At 70.7% G+C, this 15,284-nt stretch carries 15 protein-coding genes; 7 read left to right on the forward strand and 8 right to left on the reverse strand.

What is annotated here, in order from left to right; all coding sequences use genetic code 11:
* Positions 1 to 33: 33 nt before the first annotated feature.
* On the reverse strand, positions 34 to 897 hold the full coding sequence (locus ACIBK9_RS10690) for an alpha/beta fold hydrolase (RefSeq protein WP_397156967.1): 864 nt from the start codon (positions 895 to 897) through the stop codon (positions 34 to 36).
* A 158-nt stretch (positions 898 to 1,055) separates the two neighbouring features.
* Complete coding sequence (locus ACIBK9_RS10695) at positions 1,056 to 1,670, reverse strand: TetR/AcrR family transcriptional regulator (protein WP_397156969.1); 615 nt, start codon at positions 1,668 to 1,670, stop codon at positions 1,056 to 1,058.
* A gap of 342 nt (positions 1,671 to 2,012) precedes the next feature.
* Between ACIBK9_RS10695 and ACIBK9_RS10700 the strand changes: the two genes are divergently transcribed.
* Both ACIBK9_RS10700 and ACIBK9_RS10705 read left to right on the forward strand, forming a co-directional pair.
* Positions 2,013 to 2,597 carry a DinB family protein gene (locus ACIBK9_RS10700; RefSeq protein WP_397156970.1) on the forward strand — a complete coding sequence of 195 codons (585 nt, stop codon included), beginning with the start codon at positions 2,013 to 2,015 and terminating at the stop codon, positions 2,595 to 2,597.
* Between the two features lie 507 nt (positions 2,598 to 3,104).
* Positions 3,105 to 3,917, forward strand: a complete 813-nt coding sequence (locus ACIBK9_RS10705) for a hypothetical protein (RefSeq protein ID WP_397156972.1) — start codon at positions 3,105 to 3,107, stop codon at positions 3,915 to 3,917.
* A gap of 369 nt (positions 3,918 to 4,286) precedes the next feature.
* Here the strand turns inward: ACIBK9_RS10705 and ACIBK9_RS10710 are convergent, their stop codons facing one another.
* Complete coding sequence (locus ACIBK9_RS10710; RefSeq protein WP_397156974.1) at positions 4,287 to 4,427, reverse strand: hypothetical protein; 141 nt, start codon at positions 4,425 to 4,427, stop codon at positions 4,287 to 4,289.
* 201 nt (positions 4,428 to 4,628) lie between these two features.
* Here ACIBK9_RS10710 and ACIBK9_RS10715 point away from each other — a divergent pair, with 201 nt between their 5' ends.
* The gene (locus ACIBK9_RS10715) at positions 4,629 to 5,426 is read left to right on the forward strand and encodes a maleylpyruvate isomerase family mycothiol-dependent enzyme (RefSeq protein ID WP_397156975.1); all 798 of its coding nucleotides are present in this window, start codon (positions 4,629 to 4,631) and stop codon (positions 5,424 to 5,426) included.
* A gap of 912 nt (positions 5,427 to 6,338) precedes the next feature.
* Here the strand turns inward: ACIBK9_RS10715 and ACIBK9_RS10720 are convergent.
* Together ACIBK9_RS10720 and ACIBK9_RS10725 are read right to left on the reverse strand one after the other, a co-directional pair.
* Positions 6,339 to 6,773: a VOC family protein gene (locus ACIBK9_RS10720; RefSeq protein ID WP_397157573.1), complete on the reverse strand. Its 435-nt coding sequence runs from the start codon at positions 6,771 to 6,773 to the stop codon at positions 6,339 to 6,341.
* A 521-nt stretch (positions 6,774 to 7,294) separates the two neighbouring features.
* A complete protein-coding gene (locus ACIBK9_RS10725; protein WP_397156977.1) occupies positions 7,295 to 8,530 on the reverse strand; it encodes a hypothetical protein in 1,236 nt (411 codons plus the stop codon).
* Positions 8,531 to 9,302: 772 nt separating this feature from the next.
* On the opposite strand from ACIBK9_RS10725, the gene ACIBK9_RS10730 reads away from it, so the two are divergent.
* Positions 9,303 to 9,824 (forward strand): GNAT family N-acetyltransferase, encoded by a 522-nt coding sequence (locus ACIBK9_RS10730; RefSeq protein WP_397156979.1) that lies wholly within the window; start codon positions 9,303 to 9,305, stop codon positions 9,822 to 9,824.
* 428 nt (positions 9,825 to 10,252) lie between these two features.
* Here ACIBK9_RS10730 and ACIBK9_RS10735 read toward each other — a convergent pair whose 3' ends face one another.
* Both ACIBK9_RS10735 and ACIBK9_RS10740 read right to left on the reverse strand, forming a co-directional pair.
* On the reverse strand, positions 10,253 to 10,831 hold the full coding sequence (locus ACIBK9_RS10735) for a TIGR03086 family metal-binding protein (protein WP_397156981.1): 579 nt from the start codon (positions 10,829 to 10,831) through the stop codon (positions 10,253 to 10,255).
* A gap of 57 nt (positions 10,832 to 10,888) precedes the next feature.
* A complete protein-coding gene (locus ACIBK9_RS10740) occupies positions 10,889 to 11,302 on the reverse strand; it encodes a TMEM175 family protein (RefSeq protein WP_397156982.1) in 414 nt (137 codons plus the stop codon).
* A gap of 289 nt (positions 11,303 to 11,591) precedes the next feature.
* Between ACIBK9_RS10740 and ACIBK9_RS10745 the strand changes: the two genes are divergently transcribed.
* The 3 genes from ACIBK9_RS10745 (at position 11,592) to ACIBK9_RS10755 (ending at position 14,215) form a co-directional block, all read left to right on the forward strand.
* Complete coding sequence (locus ACIBK9_RS10745; protein ID WP_397156984.1) at positions 11,592 to 12,188, forward strand: TetR/AcrR family transcriptional regulator; 597 nt, start codon at positions 11,592 to 11,594, stop codon at positions 12,186 to 12,188.
* A 216-nt stretch (positions 12,189 to 12,404) separates the two neighbouring features.
* Positions 12,405 to 13,148, forward strand: coding sequence for an SDR family NAD(P)-dependent oxidoreductase (locus ACIBK9_RS10750; RefSeq protein ID WP_397156986.1), 744 nt, complete (start codon positions 12,405 to 12,407; stop codon positions 13,146 to 13,148).
* Positions 13,149 to 13,309: 161 nt separating this feature from the next.
* Positions 13,310 to 14,215, forward strand: coding sequence for an RNA polymerase sigma-70 factor (locus tag ACIBK9_RS10755; protein WP_397156988.1), 906 nt, complete (start codon positions 13,310 to 13,312; stop codon positions 14,213 to 14,215).
* Between the two features lie 8 nt (positions 14,216 to 14,223).
* On the opposite strand, the gene ACIBK9_RS10760 is transcribed toward ACIBK9_RS10755, so the two are convergent.
* Positions 14,224 to 15,201, reverse strand: a complete 978-nt coding sequence (locus ACIBK9_RS10760) for a helix-turn-helix transcriptional regulator (protein WP_397156989.1) — start codon at positions 15,199 to 15,201, stop codon at positions 14,224 to 14,226.
* Positions 15,202 to 15,284: the final 83 nt, after the last annotated feature.

Below are 15,284 nucleotides of genomic sequence, written 5' to 3' on the forward strand. Positions count from 1 at the left end.
CACGAGCCCCGCTCGTGCACGGCAGGTTGCCGGTTATCGCCCGGTGTGCCGGAGGATCGCGGCGGAGATCCGAGGAATCACCGGCGGCGGGAACCCGTGCCCCATTCCCTCGATGGGCAGGAACTCGCTGCCGGGAATCGCCGCCGCCAGGGCCTGGCCGTGAGCGAAGGGCGCCATGGGATCGTCCGAGCCGTGAATCACCAGAGTCGGAGCGGTGATCGAGCCGACCAGCCCGGAACGGTCGCGGGAGGCGAAGGCCGCGAGGATGTGGTTCTTCGAGGCGTGGCCCGCCTCGGTGGCGTTCTCGATCTCCCGCTCGATGATCGCGCGCGTGGCCGCCTCGTCGAACGCCGTCAATCGTCCGGCGAGAATGCGGGCCAGCTTGAGATGGGATTCGACGTGCTCCTCCCGGGTGCCGGGCGGGCTGGCGATCTGTTCGGCGTCCCAGGCGGCCAGTCGTGGATCGCGTACCGTGCCCCGGAAGGTGTTGGTCGCGGGGTCGAGGGGCTCGGCGCTCGACATGATGACCGTCAGGCTGCGCAGCCGGTCAGCGTGTTCGAGCGCGATCTCCTGGGCGATCATGCCGCCCATCGACGCGCCGACCACGTCCGCCGTGGCGATGCCCAAGCCGTCGAGCAGGCCGATCGCGTCCTGGGCGAGGTCGATCATGGTGTACGGGCTGGCGTCGTAATCCACGCGGCCGGACAGCCCGGTGTCGCGGTTGTCGTAACGGATGACGTACCGGCCTTCCTTCTGGAGAAGGCGGCAGAGCTCGTCGGGCCAGGTGGCGCCTCGGGCGCCGAGCCCCATCACGAGCAGCAGCGCGGGGTCGGCCGGGTCACCGGACGTCTCGCACCACAGGCGGATCCCGTTGGCCTCGACCATGCGTTCCATCATTCTGCCCCTCGTTCTGGCTCGCACCAGTGGCGACGACTGGCGCTACGACGTCCCGTACGAGGACGGGCGCTCACGGACCGTGCGCCGAGTCCGCTCCCACAGCGCCCTCCCACGATCAAAAAGTATATACACGTTAACTTTTGCTTGATCCAGAGCCGTCACAATCCAGCCGGCACATGCAGGACGGCGAGCACCTGGGCCCGCAGGTGCGCGCTCAGCGCCCCGATGTCATCGCTCAGCCGGGCGGCGAGCACCGCCGTCACCATCCCCATGACGGAGGTGACGGCGATCCGCGCCGCGAGGTCCGACAGCTCCGGCCGCACCTCGATCAGCAGCCCGACCCATTCCTCACGTATCTGCCGCATCTGGCGGTTGAGTCGCCGCCGATCCTGCTCCGGCAGCCACAGCAGCTCGGCCTGCATGATCAAAGTCAGACTCCGGTTCTCGACGGACGACCGGGAGAACCAGTCCACCAGGGCGATCAGCGCCTCCCGCGGGTCCCGGTCCCGGCCGGCCAGCGCGGCTTGCGTCCCCTCCTGAAGGCGTTCCAGCGACAACTCGATCAGGGCGAGGAGGATGGCCTGCTTGCCGGGGAAGTGCCGGTAGACCGCGGGCCCGGAGATGCCCACCGCGGCCCCGATGTCGTCGATCCCGGTGTCGGCGTAACCGCGCTCCACGAAGAGCCGGGCCGCCTGCAGCAGGATGACCCGCTTGCGCACCCCATGTTTGCGCCCCTGCGAGATGAGCGATTCCAGCTCGTCGGACTCGGCCACGTACGCACCTCTCTGAAAGAAACGGCAACCACGGTTAACATATTGGATGGAGGCCGGCCAGGCACACCGCGGAGGGCGCCCAGTCAGCTCCGGGCGGTTCCAGCAAGTCGAACCCCTTCACCGCCACGTGCACCGCCAGCTCCCGCAGCGAGTTCGATCTGATGGCGCGTGCGAGCCGTGGGCGGCCACGTCCTCCTCGGACGGCAGGCGCGGCGTGAAGCGCGTCCCCGGCGGCCCGAGCGGCTGCTCGATCCGGTCGACCCGGAAGATACGCCAGTCGTCCTTGGCCGCCTCCTACGCCAGTACAGCTACCACCGGCGCAGCCTGACAGGATCGTGACCCATGATTGACGACTTCGCGAAAGACAACCTGCACGAGAGACTGCGACGGGACCGCAAGGCGCTGCTCTGGAAACTCGACGGCCTGTCCGAATACGACGCCCGCCGACCTCTGACAGTGACCGGGACCAACCTCCTCGGCCTGGTCAAACACCTGGCCACCGTCGAGGCCAGGTACTTCGGCGAGGTCTTCGACCGCCCTTCCCCGGAACCGCTGCCCCGATGGCAGGACTCCAACGGCAGCGATCTGTGGGCGACCGAGGACGAGACTCGCGATCAGATCATCGGGTTCTACCGGCGCACGTGGGAACACTCGGACGCGACGATCATCGAGCTGCCCCTCGACGCCCCCGGCCACGTGCCGTGGTGGCCGGAGTCAACGCCGGCCTGGCACATGAACCTGTTCGCCATCATGGTCCACGTCCTCGGCGAGTCCACCCGGCATGCCGGGCACGCCGACATCCTGCGCGAAAGCCTCGACGGCCGGACCGGGTCGCGCGCCGAGTACGAGGAGCAGATCGACGAGGAAGCCCGTGCAGCCTACTGCGCGAAGATCGAGCAGGCCGCCAGGACGGCCAGAACCAACTAGGGCTCGACCCGCATCGCGCCACCGTGGCCGCGCCCTTGGCGGGGCCGCGGTTCACCGCCGCCCCCCACCAGGCCCTCACCCGATTTCGGGGCAGGCGTCCTCGTCGCCCGGGTCCGTCCCGACCCGGCGCCATCGACAGACGTCCTCGGCCCAGGACGATGCCGCTCGTTCGGTGGCCGGGGTAGCCGAACCGGTACGACACGGCGGCCATCGCAGCGTCCGCCACGGGTGTCCGGGCCGAGGACGAGCACTCGCCGCAAACCAGCAGCCATGAGGCCCCGCCGCCCACCGGAGCTCCCGCTGACTTCACCCTCAGGAAGGGCGCAGTGATTTCGGATCGCCCCCCACCTGGTCTCCCGCAGGGCCGCTAGCCGCGGCCTCCATGGTGGGCACGCAAGGTCCGCGTTGGAGGCGCACTTCGATGAACGGGCTTCGCCGTACTGGATGGGATGTCTGGATGAACCCTCCAGGCCGGCGGGGCGTCCTTTTGGTATGAAGAGATCGCGGTTGACCGTCATCGCGCTGCTCGTGTCGTTGTGCGCCTGCGGCCAGTCCGGTGCCGGCCCGGTGCCTTCTGTGGCCGGGACCGAGACGATCGTGTTGCCGCGGGCCGATCAGCCCAAAGCGCATCGGCCCACCCTGGAGCGGCTCAAGCGGGAGGCGGCGTCGTCGGGCCGCCCCCTGGAGGAGGTCGTCAAGCGGTACGCGACCCGGGTGGCTGCCACCTCCTCGCCCAGGCCGACGGACTTCGAGGGTTACGACCCTGCGGTGACCGACCCGGACGTGGTCATCGACGGCATCCCCTACGCCGAGCTGGTCGACCTCGGGGCCGTCGCCAGATCGGAGGGCATCTCCTACGAGGAGGCCATCGACCGCTTCGGCTCACAGTCGTCCAACAGCCAGGTGATCGACAAACTCCATGCGGAGTTCCCTGACGAGATCTCCGGCGTCAGCTACGTCGACGGCCAGCGGGGGCTGCGCGTCGGCTTCAAGGGTTCCATCCCGGCTCGCGCGATCGAGCTGGCCAGGACCCTTCCCGTGGAGGTCACCCTGATCGGCGGCAAGGGATTCTCGGCCTCGGAGCTCCGGCAGGCCCAGGACACGGTCGTCTCCTGGCTCCGGTCCCGTCCTGAGGTGGCCACGATGACGGCGCACCCAGATGAGGAGACCGGCCAGGTCAAGGTCACAATCCAGCCGAAGGTGATGCCGGACGATGCCGAGGAGTTCAAGCGTGGTCTGCAGCTCCCGCAGCCGGACAATCCGCACATCACCGTCGAGGTCACGCTCTCCGCCGAATCGGTCGCCGTTCGGCCGCAGTGAGGGCTGCCGAAGCCCCCGCGCGCGCACGGCCCGAATTCAGCGCCCAGGAGCCCCCGGCATGACTCCGCTCGATCGCACTCTTGCCAGAGCCCTCACCGAGGTCGTCATCAGGCTGGACCTCAGCGCCAGGCAGCTGACGGCCTGGGAGACACCGGCGACGCCCGGGCTACCACCTGAATGACGACCCGTTCGCCGAGCCGGCGATCGCGAGCCCGGTAATCAGGGCAGATTCGAGCGCTGTTGCCGGCCACGAAGCCTCTCCAGCGCGGCCGCAACCTCATTGACCTGCTCAGGTTTCCGGGTGCTCCACTCGGAGACCCCGTTGAACCATCGGTTCCAGACCGCGCCCACAGCCTCGGCGGTGACCTCTTACTCACCGCGCACCAGAGCGGTCAGATCACGCACTTCAGGGTCGTACTCGTCCTCGGGAGCCCCCATGCCCAACAGACCTTCGGGGTCGTACTGATTGATCAGAACACGGACAGCGGCGGCCACCTGATCATCCTTCATGCCTCCAGCATGCCCCGGCGCCTCCGGGCCTTCCCATCACTTGCCGAACATGCCTGGCGGGCCTTCAAGCAGTCTTCGCGATCGGTGATCGCATGCTCAGTGCACAGCCCCAGCCGCTTGACCACTTCTGCCGCGACCTCGTACGCATTGACCGAACCGCCCCGCTACCGGTCCCGGGATCGACGGTGATAGACATCCGGCGTGGAAAAGAACCTGGAGTTCCCTGACCTGCTGCGACTGATCGATGAACGGTCGACCGCCTTCCGCGCCACGGTCGCCGCCGCGCCCAGTCTCGACGCACCGGTGCCGACCTGCCCCGAGTGGAAGCTGTTCGATCTGGTGAAGCACCTGGGCGGGGGAGACCGTTTCTGGGCCGCCATCGTCGGCGCGGGGCCTGCCGACGCTCCCCCGGCCGAGGCAGCCGCCGCGCGCGCCGCGCTGGAGGTGCCGCGGGAGCGCGAGGCCCTGCTGGCCTGGCTGGAGGAGTCCACGCGACTTCTGCTGGGCGTGCTGCGGGAGGCGGGCCCGGACGCCGGCTGCTGGGCGTGGTGGAGTGCCCTGCAGACGCCACGGACCTCCGGCGGAGTCGCCCGGCACCGGGTTCAGGAGAGCGCCGTGCACACGTACGACGCCCAGCTCGCCGCGGGCGCCCCGCAGCCGGTGCCGGCCGAGATCGCCCTCGACGGTGTCGAGGAGTTCCTGTTCACCTGCGTCGCGACGCCCAGCGCCTGGCCGCACAAGCCCACAACCTTCGACTTCCACGCCGCCGAGGGCCGCTCCTGGCGCCTCACGGTCGACGGCGACGGCGCACGCTCCACCCGCATCCCCGGGCCCACTGCCGCGACCGGCGAGGACCGGGACGCAGCCGGCGCCTCCGTCCACGGCACGGCCAGCGAGTTGGTCCTCTACCTGTACGACCGTATCCAGGCCGGCTCCTTGCACGTTGACGGAGACGCAACGCTGCTCGACCTGCTCCGCGCCTGGGAGCCGGAGGAATAGGCCTCCGGGATCGGACCGAAAGTTTGGCGCTATAAAGGCGATCTTGACGACGATTTCGGCGGCGAGTGCCGTTTGCCGTGGTTGAGCGCCCCGGCGTGCCTGCTCATGCCTGTGGATCTCCTCTCACCTGACTGGACTCACGAGCGCTGGAGGCACTGGCGGGTGAGCGCCGTCCGGCGACAAGACTGGGAGGGCGGTGCATGCGCCCGTTGGCGGGGCTGGCGCTGTAGACCATCGCCACGGTAGCGGCGCCGTACAGGAGCCAGGGCCAGGCGAGCGCTCCAGGAGGGAGCCGGCAGCCGGCAGAGCAGCCACAAGATCGGTCCGGTCAGCGCCCAGGCCGACCAGATCGCCTCTCCTCCCATGGGCAGGCCGGCGGCATGGGCGGTGAGGCAGGCGTGCACCGGCGTGGTGACGACCTCGGCGCCTGCCACGCAGACGGCCAGGGGGGGGTGTGCTCCAGCGGGCGACGGATTGCCTGGCGCGAAGTCCCGCATTTCGGGGCGCTGGGGCAGCTGATCGCGCGGCAAGGGCCGGCGGACGGGTTCTCCCCGGCGGTGCACAGGTGGTCGGCGAAGAGGCCGGGGCAGATCGAGCCGCCCCGCCCCTCGTAGGGCGGGCGGTGGGCAGACCGCTCAGGACGCCGGCGACTCCTCGCACCTGGATCGGGCTGGCCGTGCTCGTCCTGCCGATACTCCTGATCGCGATCGACGGCATGGTGCTGGTCTTCGCGCTACCCGCCATCACCACGGACCTTCAGCCGTCGGGCACCGAGCAACTGTGGCGTTTCCTGGGCCGCCATGCCATCGCTTCGTCCGGACCTTCCGAGGGAAGGAGAGCTGACGGACAGCTTCCCCATGGGAGCCGATCGGCGAGTCAGGTCTGTGCCACGTGCAACGGGACAGACGTTCGTCAGCTCAGGCAGAACTCGTTGCCCTCGACGTCCTGCATCACGAGGCACGACTCGTTTTCTTCATCGGCGGGCAGGAGCCGCACGCGTTTCGCGCCGAGAGGGATCAATCGTGCGCATTCGGCCTCAAGGGTTGCCAGTCGCTCTGCACCGACGAGTCCGGTGCCGACCCGCACGTCAAGGTGCAGCCGGTTCTTGGTGACCTTGCCTTCGGGAACGCGCTGGAAGTACAGCCGCGGACCGACACCCGAGGGGTCGCTGCACGCGAACCAGGAGTCCTGCTGCTCGGGCGGCAGTGTGCGATTGAAGTCGTCCCAACTGGCGAACCCCTCAGGCGGTGCCGGCGGGACATACCCCAACACCTCGCACCAGAAGCGGCCGACACGCTCAGGTGAAGCGCAATCGAAGGCGACTTGAATCTGCTTAACGGATGCCATGGGAAAATCCTCCCATACGGCACTATGCGTGCCGTAATCGCTCACCTTGCACCCCGGGCCGGATTGGCAAGGCACTGAAAAGATCCACAGCTCCAGCCTGAACGCCGCGCCCACCCGCCTGCCCGGCATCTCGACGACTTCCTCACCGGCCCGGCCAACGCCAGCCGTTCCGCGCACACCCGGCGCGCCTACCGCGGCGAACTGATCGCCTTCGCCGCCCGCAAGCTGCATCGCGTCGCAGCAACCCGAGTGGAGGGCCTCCGAGGTGCGTTCTCAGCAGCCCGCGGTGCGGGTAGGGCGCGGCCCGGCGTGCGGGCAGGGCAGTGCGCGTCATGGGCGGCCCGAAATTGATTCGCGCAGTCGGCGGGCCGAGGGGCGGTCCAGCGTGCGGTTCGGGCAGTTTGCGGTGCAGGTGATGCGCGATGCGGCGTGTGGTTCTGGTTGTCTGCGGCCTGCCGGGTGTTTCTGGTTGATGCCCGGTCCGCGCTGCCCGCAAGTTCGTTGCCCGGGGTCGCCCGCGGTCAGTCGGCCTGTGCCGCCTGTGGTTCAGGGCCGAGGGCTCGTTGGGTGAGTTCGGCGGCGACCGCTCGTTCCCGCAGGAGGGCGGCCTCGGCGCGTGCGGCGTCCAGTTCGGCCCGTACGTCCGCCAGGCGCATGCGCTCCAGCCGCAACTCCCCCAGCAGCTGGTCGCGTTCCTTGACCGCCGCCGCGGCCCGTACCTTCTCCCGGGCGTGTTGTCTGCGCTCCTTGGCCAGCGCCGCGGCGGCGTCCTCCTCGGCGGCCGCCAGCTTCCGGACCAGGTCGCCCACCTCGGTCGCGGCCTGGGCGGCCTCCCGCTGCGCGACCGCCCGGTCCCGCTCGGCCTCTGCGGCCGCACGTTCGGCACGTTCGGCCCGCTCAACGGCTCGCTCCCGCTCCTGCGCGGCCGCCTCCTCCCTGGCCGTGGCCGCGATCACCACCCGCTCGGCCAGCTCGCGCGCCCGCCCGGCCGCCGCCGCCTCCTCCCGGGCGCGATCTCTCTCCTCCCGCGCCCGGTCCGCCTCCAGCCCGGCCTGTACGGCCTGCGCCCGCGCCTCCTCGGCCCGCTCCTCGGCCGCCTCCGCCTGCTCGGCCAGCTCCTGGACGACCTGATCCCGGGTCTGCTCGGTCAGCTCCGCCTGGCGCGACGCCTCCTTCACCCGCCGTTCGGCCTGCTCGGCCCGCCGGACCGCCTTCTCGGCGGTCTGCAACGCCTGCCGTTCGGTGCTGGCCGCCTCGCGCAACGCGGCCAGGGCCTGCTCGCGGGCGCGTTCGGCGTCCTGCAGCGCCGTCTCACGCTCGATCTCGGCCTCCTCCAGCCGGGCTCGCATCTCGGCGGTCTGCCGGCGCGCGTGCTCGGTGGCCTCACGAGCCAGGCGTACCTGCTCGAAGGCCTGCTCCCGTTCGGTGCGGGCGATCGCCACGCGGGTGTGCGCCTCTGCCTGGACGGCGCTCAGCTTGGCCTCGACCCCGGCCGGGCTCAGCTCGTCGGACAGGGCCTTGGCCAGCGGCTCGATGGCCGCGAGAAGCCCGGTCTCCATCCGGTCGTACAACTGCTCGGCCCTGGCCAGCGCGCCTTCCAGCCCGGGGGTGGCCCGCCGCAGCTCGCGCTCCCGCTTGGCCGCCGCCTGGCACCCCTTCTCCGGACAGTACGACTTCGGCCGCCCGCGCCCCGGCCGCTGCTCGATGGGAGCTCCACAATGCTCGCAAGGCGTCACCACGCCGACCTCCGCAGTCACGGCGACACCCTAACATTTTCTAATTTCTGGAAATTCAAATCCCGAAATTGACCATGCGCATGCGAGGTCGGGATGAAGTCGCCACCGCAGCGACGTCCGGGAGCGGTAGGACCTCGCCACCGCAGGTCAGCGCCCTGCCCGCGTGAACGGCCGGACGTCCGCCACTGAGCGCAGACCCGGCCGCGCCGCCTCCGGCCCACCGGACGGACATGCAACGTCTCCGGCGTGTCGCCCTCTTCGCGTCTCCGCCGCTCGCCACAATGCCGTGTCGCACCGACAGTTCGTTCGTGTCCGCCACCGTGCCGGACGTGACCACCAGCTCCACGTTCCCGCGCGCACACTCACAGGACGATGACCAGCTCGTACGATTCGCGCCGCCCTCGTCGGGCTCGGCGCCACGTCGCGCCACGCGGTGCGCAGGGCTGGCCGACGGGGCAGCGCGAACACCGCCATGAGCCCGCACGCGGTGACCGTGCGTTGCTGTGCCGGGACGCGCCCGCTGTGGCCGCGCGTGCGCCCGGCGCGGCCGCCCGCCTGCGGCCGCCGCCGGTGGCTGTTCGTCCCTGTCGTGCCGGTGGAGCCTGCCGTCGAATTACCCGCCGTCAAGGAGCGGCACGGCGCCGAACGTCGTCAATGCCGGATTCCGCTCCGACGCACAGGGATTGGCGGGAAGACGGAGCATCTGCCGCCGCTCGCGAGCCGTCCGGGGGCCGGCCATCCGGCACATCGCGCACCAGGTGAGGGACTTAAACTGCACATCGTGTTTCCTCCAGTGAAGATCATCTCCAATGGGTTGGTGATTCGTGAGTTCGGGCCGCAGGATGCGGTGCCTGTGGCGGCATTCGTGGCCTCCGGGGATCGAACGGCCCTGCCCCCCGGCTCTCCACAGATGGTCGCCGACGTGCACGAGTGGCTGACCGACACCGTGCACCGGCGACGGCTGGACAGCGAGGGCGTGCACCTGGCGATCGTGGAGCAGGCCACCGGCGAGATTGTCGGCAGTATCGGGTTGCGCGACACAGACTGGGAGGCCGGCCGTACCGAGATCGGTTACGGAATTCACACTGGTCAGCGCGGCCGCGGCTACGCGACCGAGGCCGCGCGCGCAGTTGGACGGTGGGCGCTCGTCAACGGTGGGATACGGCGTGTTCAGCTGCGCTCCCGGATCGACAACGCCGCTTCCCTACGGGTTGCCGAGAAGGCCGGATACCAGCGGGAGGGCACCGTGCGGGTCGCGGAACGGGACGGGTGCGAGGCTCATGACCTGGCCGTCTTCTCGATGATCGCCCCATGAGCAGCCGCAGAAACTGAAGAAACCGCCGCTCGTGATCCGGGCGGACCTTCACCGACCAGCGGTCCGCCCTCGCCGTGCCGGTCACCGTGGCGGACCGGCGACGACCTCCAGCTCCACGTGGCGGGTCAGGTCGAGCTCGAAGCGCCCTCGGTTACGCAGAGCCACCTCACCTCCGGTCGCTCCGACCCGAGCGGCCGGCCTTGGAGGCCGGCCGCAGTCGAAGGTCGAGCCAAATCTCGTCCCTACCCCGCACCCGTGTAGATCGCGCGTACAGGGCCAAAAGTCGTCGGTGAAATCATCCACCGCTCAACGTGGCCGAGCTACTGATATCCCGGCTCACCTGGGCCCCGGACGGCAGAGCCCATGCTGCGCCGGCCGAGCCGCCCACGCCTCACCTGGCCGGAGATCTGGTCACGGTCGCCTGCACGTCACTTGGCCCGATGCGGGGCGAGGTCGCGGCCAAGGAAGGCCAGCAGCCGCCGGTGGGCGGGTGCGCCTGCGGGCTGATGAAGTTCGAGGCCGAACATTGCGGGGCGGCGGAAGGCGTCGAAGTCCATGCCGCGCATGGTGGCGAGCAAGTCGTCGCAGGCCTGCTCGTCCACCAGCGTTTCCTGGTCGGTGGCGATCGCCAGGTCGACGCCGTGCACCAGGACCTCGGTCAGATGGATGAGTGCGGCCATCGGCCCGGGCACTTCCCCGAACCCCAGCCGCACGGTCGTCTTCAGGGCACCCTCGCGGTGCCAGGCCGCGAGGTCGAGCCGGGCGGCTCCGAGAAAAGCGCCCTGCGGGTCGGTGCCCAGCCAGTCATCCTCGTGCTCGCCGCCGGGGTCGGTGCCGGTGAGCTCGGCGGCGAAGATGCGCATGCCGCCGACCAGGTGGTTGAGCTCGGTACGCACGTCCCATCCCGGGCAGGGTGTGGGGGCGGTGAGCTGCTCGTCGGTGATGCCCTCGACGATGGTCGCGGTCATGTGGACGGCCTGGTCGATCCGGCCGATGGTGTCGGTCATCTGGTTGCTCTTTTCGGTACTCATCGTGCTTGGGGATTGATCAGGTCCGGCCCGGGTTCACCGCTGGGGTTCACGGGTTGCCCCGGCTTCGAATCGGGCGGGCGAGTGCGGAGGCGGACGGCGAGGGGTCCGCCGTAGCGGCGAACAGGTCTGCGCCATCGGGTTGGTGATCGATGCGCCGATCATCGCGGTCGGGAACGGCTGGAAGGCGACCAGGAGCAGGACCGGCGCGTGCCGGAACGCGAACCCCTTCGCCGGCCGGCGGACGATGTCCTTCAGCTGGTGGTGGCGGCGCCACACCCACCGTGGCAGGAGGAACGCCAGCGCGAACGCCGACAGGAGCCCCGCTGGTCGACCAGGAAGTCCCACAGCACGGGCCCGGACTCCCCGTTGCTCCTCGTCCGGGCGCTCCAGTTCCACCGCCCGCGGCGTCGTCGCAATCGCGAAGATCGCACCGGTGAAGAAGGCCAACCTCTCGGGAGTGAGCCCATGCTCCGGCCGCGCATCTGCGCTCGCTGGTGCACTTGCCGGCACCAGGCGTCCTCGTCGCCGTCCGGGATGGCCTGTGCGGTTCCGATCACCTCGCCCAGGTCGGCCCCGCCGCGGGGGGCGAGGGACGCCGCACTAAGGGACTCGAAGAGGAACTTCATGGCGGACTCCCCTCATGGAACGAGACGGAACGGGACCGTCTCGACATGTCGCACCTTAGCCCCGGCCCGACCCGAGACGCAACCGTTCCGTCTCGGGTATGCTCGGTGGCATGAGTCGATCGCCAGCAGCTCGCCCGCCCGGCGGGCCCGTGCTTCAGGGCGCCGTCACCGACGCGATCCGCACCGCCTTCTTGGAAGAGCTCGCCGAGGTCGGATACGGAAGGTTGTCGCTGGAGGCCGTGGCCCGGCGGGCCGGCTCGGGCAAGGCCGCCATCTACCGGCGCTGGCCGTCCAAGGAAGCCGTGACCATCGACCTGATCGCCCAAGTCTCCATCGCCGCAACCGACACCCCCGACACCGGAACCCTGCGCGGCGACGTCCTGGCCTTCCTGACCGCGGTCGACGCGGCGCTCCGGCATCCACTGGTGTCGCGAATTCTGCCCGACCTGTTCGCTGCGGGCGTCCACCATCCCAACATCGCCGACTCTCTGCGCGACAGGGTCGGTGGAGCTCGACGCGAGAAGGCGGTCAGCGTCCTGCGGCGGGCCGTGGAACGCGGAGAACTCGCGCCCGACACCGACTTCGAACTCGGCCTGGACCTGCTGGCGGGCCCCCTCTACTGGAGCACCACCGTCCGCCAGGCCCCCGCCGACCCGGCCCGCCTGCAGCGGCTCGCGGACAAGGTGGTGGCCGCCCTCGCGGCATGACGAGGTGCCATCCGACCACCCGGCGACTTCAGCGGCCGTGGCGACGCGACCGGAGAAGGGCCGCCGACGCTCTTCGGAAGCGCCCACCGGCAAACCCGGCACGGAAGTCGGTGACGGTCGTCGACCAATGCCAGGCTCTACCCCAGCTCGGAACGGCCCGTTGTGACGTCGCTCACAAACTGTCACAGCCACGGAGGGGGTTCCGTCTTAGAGCGCATGACGAACACGGAACGCACCACCGCACTGATCACCGGCGCCAACAAGGGGCTCGGTCTCGAAGCCGCCCGCCGCCTCGGCGCACTCGGCTGGACGATCTTCCTCGGCTCCCGCGACGAGGCCCGCGGGCAGGCCGCCGCCGCCCGGCTGGCCGAGGACGGCATCGACGTGATCATGATCCCCCTGGACGTGACCTCCGACGCGTCCGTGAACGAGGCCGCGCGGCTCGTCCGCGAGCACACCGACCACCTGGACGTGCTGGTCAACAACGCCGGCGCGCCGGGGAACGCCGTCCCGCCCGCGGACGCCACCGCCGCGGAGATCCACGCGGTCTACGACACCAACGTCTACGGCCCGGTCAGGGTCACCCACGCCTTCCTGCCGCTGCTCCAGGCCGCCGAGCACCCGCGGGTGGTGATGGTGTCCAGCGGCGGCGGCTCCTTCGCCGTCGTCACCGATCCGGACCAGCCGGTCTCGAAGATGCACGAGCTCGCCTACAGCTCCTCCAAGGCGGCCCTGAACATGATCACCGTCCGGTACGCCCACGCGCTCCCGCACATCAAGTTCAACGTCGCCACCCCCGGCGAGACCGCCAACCACAAGTTCGCCGCCACCGACATGAACCGTCACACCGGCCTGCTGACGGTCACCGAGGGCACGGACTCGATCGTCCGGCTCGCGACCCTGGGCCCCGACGGCCCGACCGGCGTCTTCGTCGACCGCCTCGGCCCGATCGCGTGGTGACCTCGGTGCGCCACCGGACCGGCCTCCCTGGTCACGAGGAGGTCCAGCCGCACGGCTACCCTGCTGGGCGTCGTACGCAAGCACCTCCGGACGGGAAGGCCGAGCAGATGAGCCGCGGTACAGGAGCCGACGCGACCGCCCCCCTGGCGGAGGAGCCGGACGTGACCGGATACCGGCCGCTGCTGTTCTCCATCGCCTACGGGATGACCGGTTCCGTGGGCGACGCCGAGGACATCGTGCAGGACGCGTTCCTCGGCCTGACCAGGGCGCGCAACGCGGGCACCGTGATCACCGAGCCGAAGGCGTACCTGACGACCGCGGTGACGCGGCTGGGCATCGACCACCTGCGCTCGGCGCGGGTGCGACGGGAGACGTACGTGGGCGAATGGTTGCCCGAGCCGGTCGTGGCGCACCCCGGCGAGCCGGGGCCGGCCGAGCACGCCGAGCTGGCCGACTCGTTGTCGATGGCGTTCCTCGTGCTGCTGGAGTCCCTGTCGCCGGTGGAACGGGCGGTGCTCATGCTGCGCGAGGTGTTCGGGTACGGCTACCAGGACGTCGCGCGGATCACCGGCAAGACCGAGGTGAACTGCCGGCAGATCCTCGCCCGCGCCAGGCAGCGCGTCGCCGCCGGACGGCGGTCCCGCGACAACGCGCCGACCCGGGTGCGGCGGGCGGCGGGCGAGGAGCTGGCCCGCAGGTTCTTCGACGCGGCCGACGGCGGCGACCTGGACGCGCTGCTCGGCATGCTCGCGCCCGACGTGGTCCTGCACGGGGACGGCGGCGGCAAGGCCCAGGCGATGGCCAGACCGGCGGCCGGGGCGCCCCGCGTCGTCAAGATGCTGATCGCGGGGCTGCGCCGGGTCCGCGCGCTCGGCGTCACGGTACGGACGGCCTGGGTCAACGGCCGCCCCGGCGCGGTCATGTACGACGCCGAGGGACGCGTGGCGGGCGTGGTCGAGCTGGACGTCGCCGACGGCGTGATCCAGGCGATCCACTCGGTGGTCAACCCGGACAAGCTCGCCCATCTCGGCCCGGTCTCCGACGTCGCCCGCCTCCCGGAGAAGTGAGCCGGGGGTCAGGAGGAGGCGGCGGCGGTGTAGCGGCGGGCGAGCTGGGCGAAGGCGTCCTTGAGCTCGGCGGGGCCGACGACCTCGATGTCGGCGTCGAACCTGCCGAGCGCGGCCGCCAGCCCCAGCCACGACCACGAGCCCATGACGATCCGGCAGCGGTCCGGCCCCGCCTCCTCGACGAGCCCGTCCCGGACGTAACGGGACACGACCGCCGCGGGCAGCGCGAGGATCACCTCGCCGCGGCAGGGCCAGTCGCCCGCCGCGTCCGAGCCGCGGAAGCGCGCGGTGACGAAGGCGGCCACCCCGCCGCCGGGCAGCTCGCGCGGGGTGAAGCGCGGCCCGGTGGGCGTGCGCGGCCGGATGCGGTCGGCGCGGAAGGTGCGCCAGTCCGCGCGGTCGAGGTCCCACGCGACGAGATACCAGCGGCCGCCCCAGGTGACGAGGTGGTGCGGCTCCACCCGACGGGGCGGTGGCAGCGCGCCGCCGTCGTCCGCCTCCGGCGGGTAGTCGAAGCGCAACACCTCACGGGCATGGACGGCGGCGCTGAGTGCGACGAGCACCCCACCCGCGACCTGCGGCTCGGGCCGTGCGCCCGCCCGTTCGACGGCGGTCACCTGGAGGGTGTCGATCCGGTGGCGCAGCCGTGCGGGCATGACCTGCCGCACGGTGGTGAGCGCCCGTGCCGCGGCCTCCTCGATGCCCGCCCCGGCGGTGGCGGCGATCTGGAGCGCGATGGCCAGCGCGACGGCCTGCTCGTCGTCGAACAGCAACGGCGGCAGCTCGCTGCCCGCGTCGAGCCGGTAGCCGCCGTCGGGGCCCTTGATCGCCGCGATGGGGTAGCCGAGGTCGCGCAGACGGTCGACGTCGCGGCGCACGGTGCGCGGGCTGACCTCCAGCCGTTCGGCGAGCAGCGCCCCCGGCCAGTCGCGGCGCATCTGGAGCAGCGAGAGCAGGGCCAGCAGGCGTGCCGAGGTCTTCTGCATGTTTCCATGGTGCCGCAAGAAGAGGCCACAACCTGACCGCTTCCTCCGCCAGCATGGGCATCGCAACCGGGGGCCGGACGGCT

The organism is Nonomuraea sp. NPDC050227 (genome assembly GCF_044459705.1).
Lineage (GTDB): Bacteria > Actinomycetota > Actinomycetes > Streptosporangiales > Streptosporangiaceae > Nonomuraea.

Bases quoted from the DNA above. Each gene is read 5' to 3' on its own strand.
- ACIBK9_RS10690 (WP_397156967.1), bottom strand. From the start codon at position 897: ATGATGGAACGCATGGTCGAGGCCAACGGGATCCGCCTGTGGTGCGAG.
- ACIBK9_RS10700 (WP_397156970.1), top strand. From the start codon at position 2,013: ATGATTGACGACTTCGCGAAAGACAACCTGCACGAGAGACTGCGACGG.
- ACIBK9_RS10710 (WP_397156974.1), bottom strand. From the start codon at position 4,427: ATGAAGGATGATCAGGTGGCCGCCGCTGTCCGTGTTCTGATCAATCAG.
- ACIBK9_RS10720 (WP_397157573.1), bottom strand. From the start codon at position 6,773: ATGGCATCCGTTAAGCAGATTCAAGTCGCCTTCGATTGCGCTTCACCT.
- ACIBK9_RS10735 (WP_397156981.1), bottom strand. From the start codon at position 10,831: ATGACCGACACCATCGGCCGGATCGACCAGGCCGTCCACATGACCGCG.
- ACIBK9_RS10745 (WP_397156984.1), top strand. From the start codon at position 11,592: ATGAGTCGATCGCCAGCAGCTCGCCCGCCCGGCGGGCCCGTGCTTCAG.
- ACIBK9_RS10750 (WP_397156986.1), top strand. From the start codon at position 12,405: ATGACGAACACGGAACGCACCACCGCACTGATCACCGGCGCCAACAAG.
- ACIBK9_RS10760 (WP_397156989.1), bottom strand. From the start codon at position 15,201: ATGCAGAAGACCTCGGCACGCCTGCTGGCCCTGCTCTCGCTGCTCCAG.